Below are 17,373 nucleotides of genomic sequence, written 5' to 3'. Positions count from 1 at the left end.
GATACTTGACCAACTTGGATACCCATTTTTTTCAATGTAACAAACTCATTTTGTAAGTCAGTACGTGCTAATGCATCAGTGTCATTGACAATTGCTTGACCTTCTAAGACAACAGCAACGATTTTTTCACCTTGAGGCAAAACTAAAAGTGTATCGTCATCAATTGCGAATTTCTCAGTTCCAGCTTTGTAAGCCTGTGGTAAAGCAAATAAGTCTAACCCGCCTAAAGTATCGACGAATCCAACTTTGTTACGTTCATCTTTCATTGAGTCAGATAAAGGTAAGTCTTTTGTGATTTTACGTAAAGCTTTACGCGTTCCGTAAACAGCTACTGGCTTACCACCAGACGCAACTCCAATGTGCTCTGCAACATCAAATAACTTATCTTCTTCGTAAGTACCTGTTGCTTTACGAGTGGCACGTAACTCATCGTAAGATTGAGCAAAACCATTGTAGATTTCTGTTTGAATTTTGTTTTCAAATGAAGCGGCAACGCGATCTACTAAGCCTTTCCAGTCAACGCGTCCAGACATGAAACGTTCGAACTCAGCGTAAACCTTTCCGCCATACCAATCAGTTGGAACAGTGAAGCTCTTTCCGAATAATTGTTGACGTTGTAAACTTTGGTTACCTGCAGAAACGCGACCAATTCTCAATAATGAATTATCTTGAATTTCGAATTTCTGAGCGTCTCCCAATTCTACCGTACGGAAGTCGGCGATTGAATCGAATTGACTTTCTAAACGTAAAGGTAATACAGCATCAATTGCTACTGATAAGATCTGGAATACCTCTAATTTATTTGCCTCCCATGAGTAGTAGTCAATTTTAGAACCAGGTTCGATACCTAAAACGTCCCCCACCATGTTACGTAATGCTTCATCACCAGACACTCCGTCAAAGTTAACGTTGCGGCCATGATATAAATCTGTAGCTAGTTTAGTTAAACCATTTTTATCTACCATTTGATATATTTTCTCCCCTCTAATTAAATGAAACGAACTGCAATTACATCACCAATATTAGGCATGTAACGCTCTGCGATTGCGATTGCAACAGCTTCTTCGTCACTTTCAGTTTTTTGTAATGCGAAACCAGTTTTTCCTACAGCTAATTTGTCACCAGCTTTTACTCCAGTTAACATTTCGCTATGCATTGAAACAATGTCTCCGCGCTCAATTACTAATACACGAGCAATTTTTCCTTCTTTTACAACTTGTACCGACTCATCAAAGTCTTCGTATCCGTAATCTAAGTGTACTGGTGCAACTAACCCATCAACTTTTGTTTTTTCTGTAGTGTTAGTATATTTTAATACCTCACCATCATGATCTTCTGACACAGCACCTAAAGTAACAAACTGACCAGCTTTTAATCCAGCTTTTGGTGCAGCAATGTGTTCCATGTGTGCAGATGACTTAATTTTGTCTAAGTGAATAAACGCTTTATCTGTAGCCATTCTTTGAATCTCCTTTTATTTTTTTATTTTTTTCTAAAGTAAGCACCTAAAGATCCGTACTCTTTACTAGCTGCGTCAACTCCATTATCACTAAAGCTAACTGCCTCTACGACAACACCTTTCGAAGCTTCTTTTTCATTTTGACTAATTTGGAAGCAAGAGAAACCTACTTCTTTTTCTACTTCATCGATTGACATTTCACTAAATTTAGCGCGAATGTCGTCAGCTTTATCTCCAAGAACTTCTTCAAATTCTGAAACTTTGGCTTCTTTTTCTGCATTTTCATACATTGAAAGTTTTTCCTTAATCTGCTTAAGCTCCTCACGTCCACTATCAATCTTGGCCATTTCTTCTTTCGTTAAGAATGTAGGAACAACTTCTTTTGAAGCACCAAGCGATACAGAGTCGTTATCTTTCGTGTATTCATACATAACGTGCTTAGCTTTAAAGCCTGTTTCTTCTGAATAATCCTCAATTTGAGCTACCGCATAAGTATCAAAGATTTGACAGATGTAGATATACGAATCCTTATCTGCAACCTCTGTCCTAATTAGCTCTCTCAATTGATTTCTTGTTTCTTCGTGAGAGATTGCAAAATTAGCTTTTTTAGATTTCTTATCCTTTTTACTATCTTTAGGATCTTTATTGTCGTCTTTAGGATCTTTGTCCCCATCTTTAGGTTCTACGTCCTCTTTAGGATCATCCTTTGGATCAGAATCTTTTACATCTGTATCCTTAACATCTTTTGCATCTTTAACGTCAGCTCCTGCATCTGCGTTCTTCTTAGACCCCTTAGCAAAGTCTTCGTTTTCTTTTAAATCTTCATTTTCAACTAGCAATTTATTACCCTCCTCTAATTTGGAAAAGTCAGCTATCATTTCTTGAACTTGAGAGAATAGATCAATTCTTTTATTGAATACTTCTATTGTACTTCCAGTCATTCCAGGCGGAACATCGTCTCCGAGAATACATAAACCGCTAAATCTAGCGTCTGTATAATTAACTCTTCCCTGGTCATCAAGGTAGCTATCAAATACTTCAATCTCCATAGACTGACTCTTTGTGCCACCACCATCTAATAATATAGATACTGAATCTCTAAACTTGGTCCAAATATAACCTTCTGCAGTTAGCCACTCTTTACCGCTTCTAATTTCAAATTTTGCGTTATTTTTTTCTGGTATAAAACCGTATGCATGACCTAGATATGCCACATCGACCTTGCCATCTTTAATCACAATTTTTGTTTTATGGTTGTCGAAATCTTCACTTCCGTCATCTTCCTGTTTGATATACCCAACGATTGGTACGTTCGCCAACGTACTCGACATTTCCTGTAGAACATCTTTTGTAAACACTGAGTTATTTATATTCTCTCCAGTATGTGCAATATAGATCTTAACTCTAAGAAATCTATCGTCTTTTAGTGTCTCACCCAATTCAAATTGAACTGGTATACTTAAATCTGTTTTGATAATTTTTCACCACCTTACTAATTAGCATCATTTAATCTATCAGTGTCATCCGTTGGATTATCTGACTGAGGACGACCTGGCGTCGATGACTCAGTTGATCCACCTTTTGACATCGTGTGTGATGTTTGTTTAGGTTTCATTAAGCTGTCAATATCTAGAACCTGTTGTTCTAATCCAAGAGTTCCGACAACTTCTATAGGTTCCATTCCACTCATTGCTAAGAAGTCCAATCTAGAACCTCCGAGATTTAATTGCTCTTTTGCAACCTTTTGATCATCGGAAAATGTAAATTGGCTCTGTCTCATAATCTTTATATTCCATGCAAAATTATTTGGAGACTTGTACTTGCTCATTTCGTAGTTGTAGTAATCTTCAATTAAAGGAAGGATTACGTTGTAAACCCAGGTGATGTCTTTTACATTGGAAATCTTTACGATGTTCGAACTAGTTGTTTCCCCTCCAAACATTGGAGACGGTACACCCATGTCGAAAAATAACGATGCTGTAGACCTTCCAACTGATTCGTAAGCCTTTGTATCTCCTGCTCCATTTAAAGCTATGTTGGTAACCTTCATGGGGTTTGTAATAGGAACAATTCCTTTAGGCAAGCTACTTCTCATACTTTTATCGTACTTTGCAGCAACCTTTGACTCCATTTGAGGTCTTCCATTTTTGTCTACTGGTATTTGAGAGTGAACTAGCTTTACACCATCTAGATCGTCTTTTATCTCCAGTTTGTTTCTGGCATTTTCTAACTTTATTGCAGATCCGATTAGATTTGAAAATTCAGATACGGCAATTCCACCGTTTGATAGCACTTCTTGATCAAAACAAAAGGCAACTCCCTTGTCTTTTAGTTTGAAATACTTACCGTCTATCCAGTTATCGTCTTTTCTATCTCCATTAGCTATCGCATTCTCTATCTCAACTGGAAGAACTCCAGGAGTAGAGTCTTTGACAGAATCGACATCTATAGCCCATCTATATACTCCATTTTCTAGTGAGTATATTTTTCCAAACCTAATTGGAAATTCAAGATAGGCAACGCCTTTTTTATCCTGCATCTTATAGAATAAACTGTATCCATTCATAAGTGTTTGCTTAATAAAGTGCGGCGCATGTCTCTTAATGTTTAATCTTTTTACAAAATTGGCAGCCATTACATAGTCTTCTAGTGTCACCTTACTTATATCCCAGCCACTTCTCTCATTCATAACAGGAACGATCGTGTGGTTCAGAGTAAGTAATGATGAATAATATTTGATGTGCTGCTTGATAATACCGTTTCCAGTATATAGAGCATTCATGAGTTTCGAGATATCCAAATAATTAGTAAGTGGATTTCCTAAAAACCTTGAAAGCTGCTGTTGCGTAACACTAGTAGTTCGTGACACTTGACTTCTCATAGTTTCGCTATTATCAGATAACGCTTTGGCGAAATCTAAATGGCTACGTCTATTTTGTTCAAGCATTTTTTTGTACTCCTCTTGATTATCCAATCATTACTCTCCTTTCTAAAATAATATAAAGTCCCCGAAGCCATTATCTGATTCATCTTTGTTTAATTCTTTTTCAAATTCATTTGCATAATGATTTCCATAAGCTAACGCAGAATATCTATCCTTTGTGGCCGTTCCGACCTCTTGAATTTTGATATTTCCAGATATTACCGTATACTCAAGACCTACTAGCTCACTAGTCATTGCACTAGCTTGCTGGAATGCGTATAACTGTCTCTGTTGCTCATTAGCTGTCATTGCTAAGAAGCCTTTCTTAGCCACAAGCTCTTCTCTTTTTTCAATATCAGTACATGGAATGGATATTCTTCCGTTCTCAAAAGCTGTTTTTAGTGAAGTTGCTATAATGTGGTTAAATTTTGCATCTGCTTTAACTGAGTAAACAACAGGAACTCCAGTGTCTTTTCTAGCCTTGTTCATTTCTTCGTCGTTTATACAGCTCCACGGCTCATAATCTTTATCTCTCTCTTCATCATGTAGTATTCTCGTACATGAGTTGTAGACACCAAGACCAACACCGTTTGTATCCATTACAACGTAGTCTGCTTCAAAGTCTTCATACAGCTGCTTTAACCTAACAGCCAGATCATCATCGGCAATCGTTCTATGAATTGTTTCTATATAAACAACTTCTCTTCTGTATTTATTTCCATCTTGAATCAATCTAAACAACATAAAGGCACTTGAGTCATTCTTTTGCTGTTTACTACCACCCATTAATGCGATATCTAGTGATATCAATCTAATCTCTCCAGTCTTATTGACTCTTGGAAGATTTGATATGTTTTTGGGATTTGCTCTTGACTGATTCTCTGCATACTCTAGTGATGTAGGAGGAACAAAAACCTTTGTTACATTTCTGCACTTGTTAATATCAGCAAGCTTAAAGTATCCTTTGTCATTCTCTCCAACAAACAATGCTTCGTATTCCATATTGAAACTTGTTTGATCAAACGTGTCTGATAGTTTTTCCTTTTCAACAGTTTGCTTAGGAAGTATCTTATGATATAAGGAGAGCTGATATGGCAACGAACAAACAAATGTTGTGGTTGATGTCATCATATCTTTCATGTATGATTGAAACTCTGTCCACGCCCAGTCTGATTGATACCATGCTGATGAAATGTATAGTTGTTTATTTTCTTCTCTTGGAAGATGCATATACTCTGGCTTATTCATATACGGCGGAATGCGATATACGTTAAGCATTGGTTTCAATACATCATCTATAATTTCTTTTTTTACTAATCTGAACTCGTCAACAATTAGAATATTTCCACGAAGACCACGAGAGTTGTCTGACGACGTTTCGGCAGAAATCTTTGATCCATTTCTGAAAATTATTTCTGTATTATTAACACTTGCACTATATTCTTGAACTTCGCATCTTACGGCGTAACTCTTGTTGTATATGTCGCCTATTATTTTTTCTGTAATAATCAATGCGGCCTGTTTTCTAGTGCTAGAAGCTATTACTACCCTTGTTCCTGGATATAAGATACATCTTATAACGCAGTAAATTGCTATAAGGTATGATTTACCTTGACCACGGGCTGCTATATACATAAACCATGAAACTTTGTTCATCATATATAGTAATATCTTTTGGTATAAAAATAAGTGAAGGTTGAGATACTCTTTTGCGAATCTCTGAGGATTAGCTCTCCAGTATCCAACCCATTTCATTAAGTTCTCTTCATGTTGATCCTTCACACTCTTGTTTGTTTTACTCATCTTCGTAAAGCTCGTTGATCTCTTCTTCCGTAGCTCGACCAAACACTCTCTTCATTTGATTTACAAACCATTTTGTAATGTATTTTTCAACATTGTCTACGTCAGATAGACTTTCGTCTGTAGGTATTGGAGAGTGTGTTTCCCAATTCCTAATTCTAACTCCAAGTTTCTGCTCTTCATCCTTCGATGCGGCGTCGATATCTAATCCTAAAGCTTTTAGATTATCTTCATATAGTTTCTTAAGTGCTGTAACCTCTTTATGGTCACTTCCACTTTTTAGTGCTTTATTTAATTGAACCTCTATCATTACGTTTTGAGCGTATCTTTTCTCATCCAGCACAGTTGATGGTGGTTTAATTGCAACGAGATTATTATAGGAGGCTTCGAGAGCTATATACTCGGCTTCATTCTCTAACAATCCCCATCTTACAATTCTTTCGTTGGCATCAGCTTCATCTAAGCCAGTGACTTTAGTATCCCTACCAGAGTCACTGTCAGCGAAATCCTTATAATTTTTCTTCGTCGCTATCAATTGTAGATACTTCGAGAAGATACTCTTACCTCCAGCATCTACAGCATTTTCCCAAACACTTGATACAAAAGGTATATTCATAAGTCGCATCATATCTTTAGCTTTTTCCAAGTCTGTTCCATCAATTTGCTCTTTAAGACAAGCTTTACAAAATCCAACGTCTCCCGACATTGATTCATTTCTATGTCTTGCTAGCTGATGTGATGATTTTTCAGATCCGCATAGTAAGCAGATTGATTTTTTAACAGCCATTACTATCACTTCCGTTCAAAATCGACAGTGACTTTAAGTTGAAAAGTCTAGTCTCTGAATATCTGTGAATGTCTGCCATATCTTTTACGTTAAATTCTTTCTTACTCTTTATTAACTCGTCTATTCGAGTTGTGATGAAGGCGTTCTCTGATTCAAGCTGATTGATTAATTCTGTCTTTCTGTTAATCAAAACAACCACCTCCAATCAATTACTCTCCGATGATCTCGGCAAGTTTATTTCTGTACTCGATTGCTTCGCGTTTTGCTTTAAGTGACTCAGCTCTAAGCTCTTCTAAACCTTTGATTTCACTTTCAATTTCTTCTAAGGCAATATCGTGTGCTGCAATAGATCCATCTACATTCTTCACCGTTTCTAACATTGCTGATTTTTCAGCCCTTACCGCCTCTTGTGCTTTTAAAATTGCTTTTTGTGTTTTTTTCATTATTCTCTCTCCCTCATTTTATGTTTTATCTGTTTATTTTATTTTTTAATTGTAATAGGAATGGATGTGCCATCTGATAATAAAGCAGATCCACCGCTTATTTGACCATCTTCTCCAGCGGTAAATTCGATTGATGATATAGAAGAAGCATCTTTTCCTGGAGCTCCTTGTTTTCCATCTTTTCCTGGAAGTCCATCAGCTCCATCTTTACCTGGCGAACCGTCTTTTCCATCTTTTCCTGGTTGTCCTGGTTGTCCTTCTCCACCAGAAGCTGACATTAATCTAATAACTGTTAACTCTCCGACATTTGTCATGAAGTCTTTTCTAATACACATACCAATTTCAGACTCTCCAGATTCCATTTTTTTAAAACCAAGTCCGTCTAATCCAATTGATACCTTATCTCCTACTGAGATACCGTTTGAAATCTCATCATTTACAGAAATAGTGTCTCCATTTTCAAATACAAGCGCACGTCCCAAAGTATTTTCGTCCGTTGCAGTATTTTTAAAATCGTAAAATGAAGAGTTGTAGTCAAGATGTGCCGTACACAGAATGGCTTGTGCTGTTTCACCTTTTGCAGCCTTTTCTACTAATACTGCCTCTTCTTCGTCTCCAATAGATGTTGATAAATTTACAAACTGTCCGTCTTTCAGTGAATCTCCAACAACTTTCACACTTTCGTAATGCGCCGTTGCTTTCACTTTGTCTAATCTTACAAATGACAATTAATACACCCCTTTTACTTCTTATCTTTCTTTTCTTTATTTAAACAACGCACCAGGTTAATGATTTTTTTCATTACTTAGGAGGTATGAACAGGGGGTTTACCTGGCACGCTGTTTGAATAAAGAAAAATGTGGGGAGGCTGACCTCCTCCACTAGATCCGATAAATCGGAAGGGGCGAACCCCAACCGCTCAATTTTAATTTAAACTTTTAATGATTTAGATTTCTTAAACGAAATCGTTGGCATAGATGGAATAGTAATTACTCCGCCAGCTAAGTGGTTATTTTGAGTACGTTCTTTAGACATTTTCGCTGTAAAGATACCAAAGTTTTTGATTGGAACTCGTACGCCTTCTGATACTCCTGCTGCCATTAAAGATTCAACTGTAGAGAACGTATTTACGATCGCCTCTTCTGCTTCTTTTTTTGTACCGCCGTGTAATTCAACATGCTTAGCTACTAAATCCTCGTGCTTTAATTTTTTTAATCCCATATTTCTCACTCTCTCTTTTTTTTGTTAGGCCTAACGACCTTCGATAAAAACCTCTATCTGGGATCTCGTCCCCCGTGATAGGAATAGAGGTATTGACATTTAATTTGTTAGCCTCCAGGGTTCGCACCTGTATGTTATGGATTACTATCCGCTGCGATAAGGGCAGTCCGAGTTGGACATTCTCGGACTTGAAGTAAAATAGGGAAACTTCTCTTTTTTTGTAAGTTGTAAATACTTATGCTTTTTTGGTTTTAAAGATTAATTATTTACCCCTTCACTATATATACTCGGCGGGTTTTGATTTTATAACCAAAAAACGCCATTTTCGCCTCTTTTTAATCAAACTTTAATAATTGATGATGATTTTACACATTTTTGAAATGCGCTTATTGACTGCAGCCTGTGACATATTAACAACTTTGCTAATTTCTGATTCAGTTGATCCGCTAACTAATAAATCAAATATTGTCTTATTAATAACATCTGACATCCCATCTACTATCTCGTTGATTAATTCATATAGCTCATTAAGCTTGCCGCTTATGGAAATATCATCGCTTCTCTTTGGTAGCGCATATTTAATAACTCGTTTAACCTCATTTTCGCTCATAGCAGAGATATTAAACATTCTGTAATAGTCCTCAATACTTATGCCTTCTTGTTTACTAGAATCGGCTTTTACATCATTTTCTGGTAATGTAAAGTCGGTTGAATAGCTATTCTTACCAATCTCGTATCTACTTCTGTAATCTCTCTCTGTTTCATAAAATGAATCTTCGATTGATCTACATGAATCAACATCGCCACTCTTTAGAATAAAAGTTCCTAATTGATCAAGCGATGCAAAGTATGGATCTTTCTCAAAACTTCTCTCTGCTACCAATGCCATAGAAGCGACCTCCGTGTGACAAGGCAGCTCATTAATAACCTTCTCTACATGTTTGTTTCTCTCCTCTAAACTTGTACCAACATCTTTAAACCAATTTTTCTTATCAATATTGATCATTAACTTCTCTCTCCCCTGTTTCGTTTATAATCTCGTATACTGATGCATACGGCTTTTGAATCTCTTTGGCTAACCATTTTCTAAGACTATCTCTATGTATATATCTTGAAGCTACAGCCTTCTGCTTAACTGAATCCATCAGCCTCACATGGTAAACTGCTATTATTTTTGCACTTTCAAGGTCTGAAAATGCCCTGCTGCAAGTTTTGTGAGATATTGCTAATATCCCAGCTATGTACTCCTGTCTCCTAAAGAATACATGACTTGAAAGCTTATTATCTGATATATACAAAGAACAGTTCATTACAAAAAATACCGCATGGACATTCCAGGAACCTCTTCCGCTGAACTTCGCAAGCTTTTTAAATTCACCGTACGTAACTGTAGCATATCCGTTTGGCATTAGTACCTTGACGTCGAAGACACCATTTATATCTCCTTCTATGGATATGATATCTTCTGCAACAAGATTTTCTAAACTGGAAACATAATCTGATTTGTACCTCTTATCTTTTCCAAGAGATACAATTATCCTCTCTATACTTTCCTCAAACACAAAAGACTCTTTCCCATTAAATATATTTGTATGGAAGCATATAGCCATTAATATCGAAAGATCTTTGCTATTTATATTCCGCTTAATTGAATGTCTTGGGATTGGAAAGTATTGAGTATCTATAAAATCCAGTTCATTGATATCCTCTTCATATTTTTGAATACCGTCAAGTTTATTCTTTTTATCCTCCTTATTCACGTAAACACCTCGCCTCTAAAATTATTCTATTTCAAATTATGTCGAAAGTCAACCATAACTATTGACAACTAATCGCAAAAACTAAAATTGCTGGGAGTCCGCCCACATACTCTTTAACTTAATAATGGTTACTCTTAATAATATACGGGGACATTTACCGTTGAAAAACGACGTTAATTGTCCAGACTTTGGAAATAACCGTCGAAAAACGACGTTAATTGTCCAGGTCTCTGTAATAACTATAGGTTAAATGAAAAACTGACACTATCCTTCCTTAGATCAAAATTGTGATAGATGATTATTATTATTTATTTCTTTTAGCCATAAGTATTGACAACATGCTTTTGCGATGATACGATTGTCTCACAGGTAAATAAACAGGAGGAATTTATAATGGGATTAACAGAAAATCAAAAGAAAGCTGTAATGGCTGGAGAAGGGAATTGGCTGATTAATGCTGGAAGCGGTTCTGGCAAAACAACGGTCTTTACTACTAGAATTGCAAGAATGATTAAAGAAGGAGAAGCTATACCAGAGGAAATACTTGGGTTGACGTTTACAAAGGAAGCTGCGACGAATATGAAGAAGAAGCTATCTAAACTAATTGGCAAGAAACAAGCCGATAAAGTTGACCTACTCACCTTCCACTCTTTCGCTTATAGTATTTTGAAGAGAAAGTATCCACTTAAATATAGACAGCTTCAATTAATGCCTATGTGGTGGAAAATGAAGACGCTAAACGATTTTTGTGCTAAGCCTTCTAATTTTAATCCAGAGGGGATGTCTCTTATGTGTAAGGCTGGCGATTTAGCATCTTTTATTTCATATCAGAAAATGAATATGGTAGATCCTGGAGGCGAACTTTTAATTGATATGAGAACAGAAAATGTAGCATCTGTTAGCGTAGAAGATCTTGGTGTCATATATGCAAAGTATTGTGATATGCAAGAGAAAGCAAGATTAATCGAGTTCGATGATATGCTTTTGGATTTATATCATAAACTAGAAGAAGATCCAAAGTTAGCTACCTACATAGCAAATCAATATAGTTACATAATGGTTGATGAGTTTCAAGATACAAATAAAGTTAGCATGGGTATTCTATCTCATATCAGTAACGAAAATATATTTGCCGTAGGTGACTTTAGACAGGGAATATACGGATTCATAAACGCTTCTATTTCTAATATATTAGACTTTGAAGACACATTCGAAAATGTAAACAATATTGAATTAAAGCATAATTTTAGATCTACTAAAAATATTGTTGGAATATCGAATAAGATAATTGACATGAGTCCGATCGAAAAGTATAAGAACTTTGAGCCACAAGTAGCTGGTAGAAAAGAAGAAGGATCTAACATAGAGTTTAATGTGTATCGTGATGAAGCCTATGAAGTTAAAGATATAGCCAATCAGATTATAGATTTAGTCGAGTCTGGTGAGAATGTTTATGAAGATTTTGCTATTCTGCTAAGAACTAATGCTCAATTAGGTATATATGAAAGTGTATTTTCTAGCCAGGAGATACCTGTCGATGTTTCGTCAGATCGATCATTTTTTGATAGAAGAGAAATATCAGATTTGTTAGCATATGCTGAACACACACTTGATCCAAATGATGACAGTTCGTTCAGAAAAGTTTACAATTCACCTAGTAGATTTATAAGTAATCAAGTACAAAAATCTATAGACGAGTATGCATATAAACACGAGGTAAATTTAGAAGAGGCTGCAATTAGAGCTGATATTGGGAAGAGTGGATCTGTACTGAGTAGTTATGTAGATCTTTTCGATGACCTAAGAGATATTGTTGACGATGTTAGAGCAGACTCATTTTTAATCGAAGTTTATAAGCGAACAAATTATAAAAAACATGTAGAGAATACATCTACCACTGCCGTCGATCTTGAAATGCGATTAGAGGCAATAAATAGCCTGTTTGAGATCGCCAAGAAGTTCCGTAGTGTTAATGCATTCCTTGCTCATATAATGGCTGTAAAGCAAAATAATAGCAAAACAAACGAGCATGCAGTTAGGTTGATGACAGCACACGCTTCTAAAGGTTTAGAATTTAAGCATGTTTTCTTCCCTGCATTCACAAGTGAGAATTACCCTCATAAGATGAATCCAGATATTGAAGAAGAGCGTCGATTGTCTTATGTTGTCGCAAGTAGAGCTGTGGATAAATTAACAGTAAGTATGCCTAACTTTATATCTGATGGCGGATCTAAATACGATCCTTCTCCATTCCTAGTCGATATTGCTGGAGACGAAATAAAGGATCTTCAAAAGAATGTGACTCGTGGAGATTCAAAATCTAATTTAAGTATTTCCTTTTTATAATATTTTAGCTATAGTAGTGATGATGCATCATACTGTTTTATATATCATCACTCTACAAAGCTATATATACCAACATTCGTAAAGAAAGTAATATATTATATTACTATTATATTAACATTACTAATATAATATATTCCGTAACATAATGTATTATATTAAATAAACCTTATCTAATGTATTTTATTATATTAGATAAGGTTTATTATTATAATAAGTAAACTAATAAAAAACATTACTTAATGTATTTTGTTATATTAAGTAAAGTAATAAATTGTATTATGTAATTATTACTATTATCAATATATTAGTAATAGTATTATAATATAAAACTAATGTATTATGATTTTATTATATTAGTAATATTAATAGTAACGTAATAGTATTATAATAATAAACATTATGTAATCTATACTTATCTTAATAGTAATATAGGCAAAAAAATAGAGCATAAGCTCTATTAGTAACTCTCTAATTTATCTAAATAGTCCTCGTCAAGTGCACCAAGTTCCACCAACTCTTTTATAAGAGCATTTGTTGCCACTTTTGACATCATGCCTCTTACTCCTTTGATTTTTCTTCCTCGACTGTCTTCGAAGAGCGAGTCGAAAGCCTCAACAACATCTTCTCTTATCTTAAAAGTCTTGGCTACCATAGCCTCTGTATCGCTCATAAAAGAAAGGGCGTTGGCCTTTTTGGAAGGCTTCTTATCTAAGGATGTTTCATCATTCTTGCCCTCTTTTTTATCGTCTCTCTTCTTAGGAAGCTCAGACCAGTTTATAGGTGTATCATCGCTCTCAGTGACTGGATCTTCTTGAGAACTGCTTCGATCTTCAATCTTGTTTTGTAGTTCAAAAACAACCTCGTTAGAGCGATCCACATCTTCTAATTCATTTTCAACTGGTATAAACTCCTCTGGTTCAACATCAAAATTCATCTTGTCGTTTAAGAAACTGTTGTCTCTCTTTTTAAAAGTATCTCCTCTTGCCATCTAGAACACCTCCTATAAAATTCCTTGATTAGTCATTTCATCTAGCAGAGAATAGTACATTAAACTAAAATCATTTTTTGGTTTTGCTATAGTTGCAGGAACTCCATGAAAAGCATTAGAGTCAGCAAATCGTATAGAGTTGGAAATTTCCGTTTGATAGTAATTTATTTTATTTCTCATACAGAACATCATTACACCTTTTGTAACCTCTGCGTGAAGTTTTGTATTTCCTTTAACCTTGGTTGCTAATAATCCAGCGACCTCAAGCTTAGGATTGTACTCCTTTTTAATTGCATTTATTCTCGATAATATATTTTCAAGACCATCCATTGCATACAGCTCTGGTTCGAATGGTATAAGTACATAGTCACAAATAGCAAGTATAGAACTCGTAACGGCTTTAAGCTCTGGTGGAGTGTCGAAAAATATATAGTCGTATTTCTTATCTAACTCGTCTAGCTTTCCACTAAGCATATTAAAGTAATTCTGAGTAGGTGATCCGAACTCTTTTGTTAGTGCTTTAAAGGTTTCAAAGTCCATACTAGAAATGTCTACATTTTCTGATTCCATCTGTTTAGATAGTTTATACATATTTTCTGTCATGACTTGTTCGAATCTAGTCATTTCATCAAATTCAAGAAAGTTCATGTCGTTGTTCGCTGGTATAATATCAATGTTTTGAAATGCATTTACAACACAGTCCTCAGCTTTAGCATTCCCCATAAATACGTCATATATGCTTTTATTCAGTTTTTTTGATTCGATTCTAAAACTCGTTGATGCATTACCTTGAGCGTCACCCTCAACTAATAGTATCTTAGCATTTGGTTTTGTATAAGTTAGAGCGCCTGCCAAATTGACTATTGTAGTAGTTTTTGTAGATCCACCCTTGTTATTCACTGCTGCTAATTTTACAGCCATTGTATAAAACTCCCCTCGACATATATTTTTTTTAATAATCTTTTTATAATTTAAAAGTAATATAATATATTACTAAAAAATTATTTGTGAATTACTTTTTATTTACAAGATGAATTATAGACTATTATAGGGCTGAAATCAACCCTTTAATTATTGATGTTATAACATTTTATACAAAAGTAATACGAAAGGTAATGATAAGCATTAAGTAATATAGATTATTAGTAATATATTACTAATAATAATATAAAAGTAATATATCTTTTTTGTTTCAAATATGTTTAACAGGGTTGATTTCAGCCCTTGATTTATTTTGTATACATGCTTATAATGGGTTTTACAAGATAGATTTGTTTGTGGGGTGAGAGTGTTTGATGACTACAAGTGGGATTGATAGGATGGACAGGAATATATATGTTAGGTACGTCCTTAAGATCTTGGTAGAGACATATTTAATTAACCAGGCTCAGCTTGCTTATAGAATAGGTGTTCAGCCTAAGTATTTAAGAGAGTTTACTAATGGATCTAGAAATATCGGTAATAAAAGATTAGACGATATCGAAGAAATCATATCAGAATTGTATAGGCCTATACTAGAAGAGGAACTACCTAGTACACCAGAGGAACTTAGTAATCTACTTGAGATTATAAGACCTTCGAATATTTAACAAAAAAATACGCTGCGGGAACAGCGTAGACTCTCATGATTTATCATGAGTATAATTTGGCTTAAGAATCACAGAAGCATTATTTATAACCATTTATATTAAAGATAAACGGTTCTTTGACTAGCTATGAATCTTGTACTGATATTATACTATACAAATTCATCAAGGTCAATTACACCAGTCTTTATAACAACGATGATTGGAGAAATTGATATGTCCGAAAATAGCGGAGGAAGAATTTTCAATGTAAGTAAAGGTAAAGGTTACGAATCTCTTAGTAGGGAAATGCTACAGGATGAAAATCTAAGCCTAGAAGCAATTGGTTTATTGGCTAATATACAAAGTTATCCATCAAATTGGAAGTTGTATAAAACTGAGTTATATACGAGGTTTAAGCACAATAAGCGAAAAAGCATTGAGCGAATATGGAATGAGCTAGTTTCCAATGGGTATATAGTTCAATTTAGAAAACGAATTGGTAAAAAATATATATATCAATATCTCGTGTCTTCTGAGAAATATACCAAAAATGAAATTATAGACCTCATAGAAGAGGCTAAAACTGATGGCTTTGATTTTTATCATAAAGATATGTTAAATGTTGACGATATATCCTCTATCAATCCGATCGATTTTATCAACTTAAAAGGTGATAAAATTAAAAACTCGGATAACGTTAAACAAGGTGGTGGAAAGGAAGCAGCATGTAACTCGGATAAACATGATAATATCAATGATTCTTGGGATGTACCTTTTGGACAGTCCAACTTGAACAGCTCAAAAGGTACAGATAATAAATTAACTAGTAAGAGATCTACTACAAAGAAATTAACTAATACTAAAGAACTTAGTAAAAAAGATGATGATGAAATAAATAATAATAAAGCAAATGACTTACTTGACAGAATGTCTCAAATAATCAAAAGCAACGACGAATTTAAAATACTTGCCCAACTTCTTTTTGAGATAAATGTCGGCCTGGACGAGATATCGATTATACTTGAATACTTTAATTCTAACCCAGAAAATTTTAAAATAGATGTGATCGAACAGCAGCTAATATGGATGCAGCAGAAGAGTGCCACTGGAGTCGGAATAAGTGACTTCTCTGTTTATTTTATAAAAGGTGTCGAAAAAAGGATGCAAAGCAACAGAGTTTCTGTAGACGAATCAATCGAGAAGGAATTTTATAGCAGGCTTGGAATTGAAGAGGATCTTCCGCAGGTTCCTATGTTTAATTGGCTAAAAGGAGAGTAAGGACATGATGACTATGAATGAAATTGAGAAAAGACTATACAAAGCATTGGGTGAAGACTTATTTAAGGTCTACTCAGATGGACATATACTTGAAAACAGGTATTCTAAGACAGGTATAAATATTGACGATATAGAATCATATTGGTTTGATGAATACGATTATTTGCTTTTTCCAGTATTTGAACAGCAGCACCCTTTTAGTGATGGAAGCGAGTTTATGTATAAGGAAAAGCGTAGACTAATGTTTATGTCACCAGTTTTTATTGAGGATGAAGAGTCTGATATAAAAAAATATAAGCTAAACACGATGCTGTACTACACTCCATTTGACAAGCCAAATGTGATCATTAGCAAAAAGGTTCCAAGAGGTATTGTGGAAGTTAATAAAACAATCATTTTAAAGATAATGCTGTCAAATGGCAGAGTCATACCAGTTTTAATGGACGGCAATTCCCTTAAATGTGAAGATGATGGATTATACCTGGAGAATGATGGAATGTTGACTCCTACAGTTGAGTATTTTAACAGATCGTCCAGTGTCGCTCGTGTTTTAAAAGAGTTTGGCATTGAATGTGTCGATAAACCGTCAGAATAAGCATTGTGTTAAAAAGCATGGCAAGTTTACGATTTTATATTTCTCTAAAATTACGATAAAATATATGGCAAAAAACAGTGCGTTTTTATCCAATATCAGCCTATATTTGGCTCGTTAAAGTGAAATATGATCAAAATAACGTAAAAACTGTTGAAAAACGCAAGTTTTCATTAGATTTTAGTGTCGTTAAAAAAATGGCATAAAA

General features: G+C 34.8%; 18 protein-coding genes. 4 read left to right on the top strand and 14 right to left on the bottom strand.

The window, feature by feature from the left end:
- The 12 genes from CBF29_RS06910 to CBF29_RS06855 form a co-directional block, all read right to left on the bottom strand.
- The coding region (locus tag CBF29_RS06910) for a hypothetical protein (protein ID WP_126808833.1) at nucleotides 1–965 on the bottom strand (965 nt) is incomplete at its 3' end.
- 23 nt (nucleotides 966–988) lie between these two features.
- The gene (locus tag CBF29_RS06905) at nucleotides 989–1,459 is read right to left on the bottom strand and encodes a hypothetical protein (RefSeq protein ID WP_126808832.1); all 471 of its coding nucleotides are present in this window, start codon (nucleotides 1,457–1,459) and stop codon (nucleotides 989–991) included.
- A gap of 23 nt (nucleotides 1,460–1,482) precedes the next feature.
- On the bottom strand, nucleotides 1,483–2,778 hold the full coding sequence (locus CBF29_RS06900; RefSeq protein ID WP_126808831.1) for a hypothetical protein: 1,296 nt from the start codon (nucleotides 2,776–2,778) through the stop codon (nucleotides 1,483–1,485).
- 173 nt (nucleotides 2,779–2,951) lie between these two features.
- Nucleotides 2,952–4,433, bottom strand: a complete 1,482-nt coding sequence (locus CBF29_RS06895) for a hypothetical protein (RefSeq protein WP_126808830.1) — start codon at nucleotides 4,431–4,433, stop codon at nucleotides 2,952–2,954.
- Between the two features lie 15 nt (nucleotides 4,434–4,448).
- Nucleotides 4,449–6,185 carry a terminase large subunit domain-containing protein gene (locus CBF29_RS06890; RefSeq protein ID WP_126808829.1) on the bottom strand — a complete coding sequence of 579 codons (1,737 nt, stop codon included), beginning with the start codon at nucleotides 6,183–6,185 and terminating at the stop codon, nucleotides 4,449–4,451.
- Nucleotides 6,178–6,969: a hypothetical protein gene (locus tag CBF29_RS06885; RefSeq protein WP_126808828.1), complete on the bottom strand. Its 792-nt coding sequence runs from the start codon at nucleotides 6,967–6,969 to the stop codon at nucleotides 6,178–6,180. The genes CBF29_RS06890 and CBF29_RS06885 overlap by 8 nt, the downstream gene beginning before the upstream one ends.
- A complete protein-coding gene (locus CBF29_RS06880) occupies nucleotides 6,959–7,159 on the bottom strand; it encodes a hypothetical protein (RefSeq protein ID WP_126808827.1) in 201 nt (66 codons plus the stop codon). The genes CBF29_RS06885 and CBF29_RS06880 overlap by 11 nt, the downstream gene beginning before the upstream one ends.
- A 19-nt stretch (nucleotides 7,160–7,178) precedes the next feature.
- A complete protein-coding gene (locus CBF29_RS06875) occupies nucleotides 7,179–7,412 on the bottom strand; it encodes a hypothetical protein (RefSeq protein ID WP_126808826.1) in 234 nt (77 codons plus the stop codon).
- Nucleotides 7,413–7,450: 38 nt separating this feature from the next.
- Nucleotides 7,451–8,140: a collagen-like protein gene (locus CBF29_RS14115; protein WP_126808824.1), complete on the bottom strand. Its 690-nt coding sequence runs from the start codon at nucleotides 8,138–8,140 to the stop codon at nucleotides 7,451–7,453.
- Between the two features lie 202 nt (nucleotides 8,141–8,342).
- Nucleotides 8,343–8,633 (bottom strand): HU family DNA-binding protein, encoded by a 291-nt coding sequence (locus tag CBF29_RS06865; RefSeq protein WP_126808822.1) that lies wholly within the window; start codon nucleotides 8,631–8,633, stop codon nucleotides 8,343–8,345.
- Nucleotides 8,634–8,979: 346 nt separating this feature from the next.
- On the bottom strand, nucleotides 8,980–9,639 hold the full coding sequence (locus CBF29_RS06860; RefSeq protein ID WP_126808819.1) for a hypothetical protein: 660 nt from the start codon (nucleotides 9,637–9,639) through the stop codon (nucleotides 8,980–8,982).
- Entirely contained in the window at nucleotides 9,626–10,393 is a 768-nt protein-coding gene (locus tag CBF29_RS06855; RefSeq protein ID WP_126808817.1) for a hypothetical protein, read from the bottom strand. Before CBF29_RS06855 ends, CBF29_RS06860 begins: the two co-directional genes overlap by 14 nt.
- A 393-nt stretch (nucleotides 10,394–10,786) precedes the next feature.
- Here CBF29_RS06855 and CBF29_RS06850 point away from each other — a divergent pair, with 393 nt between their 5' ends.
- The gene (locus CBF29_RS06850) at nucleotides 10,787–12,739 is read left to right on the top strand and encodes an ATP-dependent helicase (protein WP_126808815.1); all 1,953 of its coding nucleotides are present in this window, start codon (nucleotides 10,787–10,789) and stop codon (nucleotides 12,737–12,739) included.
- A gap of 457 nt (nucleotides 12,740–13,196) precedes the next feature.
- Here CBF29_RS06850 and CBF29_RS06845 read toward each other — a convergent pair whose 3' ends face one another.
- Complete coding sequence (locus CBF29_RS06845; protein ID WP_126808812.1) at nucleotides 13,197–13,727, bottom strand: hypothetical protein; 531 nt, start codon at nucleotides 13,725–13,727, stop codon at nucleotides 13,197–13,199.
- A gap of 12 nt (nucleotides 13,728–13,739) precedes the next feature.
- Nucleotides 13,740–14,648 carry a ParA family protein gene (locus CBF29_RS06840; RefSeq protein WP_126808810.1) on the bottom strand — a complete coding sequence of 303 codons (909 nt, stop codon included), beginning with the start codon at nucleotides 14,646–14,648 and terminating at the stop codon, nucleotides 13,740–13,742.
- Nucleotides 14,649–15,022: 374 nt separating this feature from the next.
- On the opposite strand from CBF29_RS06840, the gene CBF29_RS06835 reads away from it, so the two are divergent.
- The 3 genes from CBF29_RS06835 to CBF29_RS06825 all read left to right on the top strand — a co-directional run bounded on the left by CBF29_RS06835 (nucleotide 15,023) and on the right by CBF29_RS06825 (nucleotide 17,168).
- Complete coding sequence (locus tag CBF29_RS06835; RefSeq protein WP_126808808.1) at nucleotides 15,023–15,316, top strand: XRE family transcriptional regulator; 294 nt, start codon at nucleotides 15,023–15,025, stop codon at nucleotides 15,314–15,316.
- 213 nt (nucleotides 15,317–15,529) lie between these two features.
- Nucleotides 15,530–16,573 (top strand): hypothetical protein, encoded by a 1,044-nt coding sequence (locus CBF29_RS06830; RefSeq protein WP_126808806.1) that lies wholly within the window; start codon nucleotides 15,530–15,532, stop codon nucleotides 16,571–16,573.
- A 4-nt stretch (nucleotides 16,574–16,577) separates the two neighbouring features.
- Complete coding sequence (locus CBF29_RS06825; protein ID WP_126808804.1) at nucleotides 16,578–17,168, top strand: hypothetical protein; 591 nt, start codon at nucleotides 16,578–16,580, stop codon at nucleotides 17,166–17,168.
- Nucleotides 17,169–17,373: the final 205 nt, after the last annotated feature.

Source organism: Vagococcus elongatus (assembly GCF_003987645.1).
GTDB classification, from domain to species: Bacteria; Bacillota; Bacilli; order Lactobacillales; family Vagococcaceae; genus Vagococcus_A; species Vagococcus_A elongatus.
Note: the sequence above shows the minus strand (reverse complement) of the source record. Positions and strands in the feature narration are given on the sequence as shown.

Bases quoted from the DNA above. Each gene is read 5' to 3' on its own strand.
- CBF29_RS06830 (WP_126808806.1), top strand. From the start codon at position 15,530: ATGTCCGAAAATAGCGGAGGAAGAATTTTCAATGTAAGTAAAGGTAAA.
- CBF29_RS06885 (WP_126808828.1), bottom strand. From the start codon at position 6,969: ATGGCTGTTAAAAAATCAATCTGCTTACTATGCGGATCTGAAAAATCA.
- CBF29_RS06905 (WP_126808832.1), bottom strand. From the start codon at position 1,459: ATGGCTACAGATAAAGCGTTTATTCACTTAGACAAAATTAAGTCATCT.
- CBF29_RS06840 (WP_126808810.1), bottom strand. From the start codon at position 14,648: ATGGCTGTAAAATTAGCAGCAGTGAATAACAAGGGTGGATCTACAAAA.
- CBF29_RS06875 (WP_126808826.1), bottom strand. From the start codon at position 7,412: ATGAAAAAAACACAAAAAGCAATTTTAAAAGCACAAGAGGCGGTAAGG.
- CBF29_RS06890 (WP_126808829.1), bottom strand. From the start codon at position 6,185: ATGAGTAAAACAAACAAGAGTGTGAAGGATCAACATGAAGAGAACTTA.
- CBF29_RS06825 (WP_126808804.1), top strand. From the start codon at position 16,578: ATGATGACTATGAATGAAATTGAGAAAAGACTATACAAAGCATTGGGT.
- CBF29_RS06845 (WP_126808812.1), bottom strand. From the start codon at position 13,727: ATGGCAAGAGGAGATACTTTTAAAAAGAGAGACAACAGTTTCTTAAAC.
- CBF29_RS06850 (WP_126808815.1), top strand. From the start codon at position 10,787: ATGGGATTAACAGAAAATCAAAAGAAAGCTGTAATGGCTGGAGAAGGG.
- CBF29_RS06835 (WP_126808808.1), top strand. From the start codon at position 15,023: ATGACTACAAGTGGGATTGATAGGATGGACAGGAATATATATGTTAGG.
- CBF29_RS06865 (WP_126808822.1), bottom strand. From the start codon at position 8,633: ATGGGATTAAAAAAATTAAAGCACGAGGATTTAGTAGCTAAGCATGTT.
- CBF29_RS06860 (WP_126808819.1), bottom strand. From the start codon at position 9,639: ATGATCAATATTGATAAGAAAAATTGGTTTAAAGATGTTGGTACAAGT.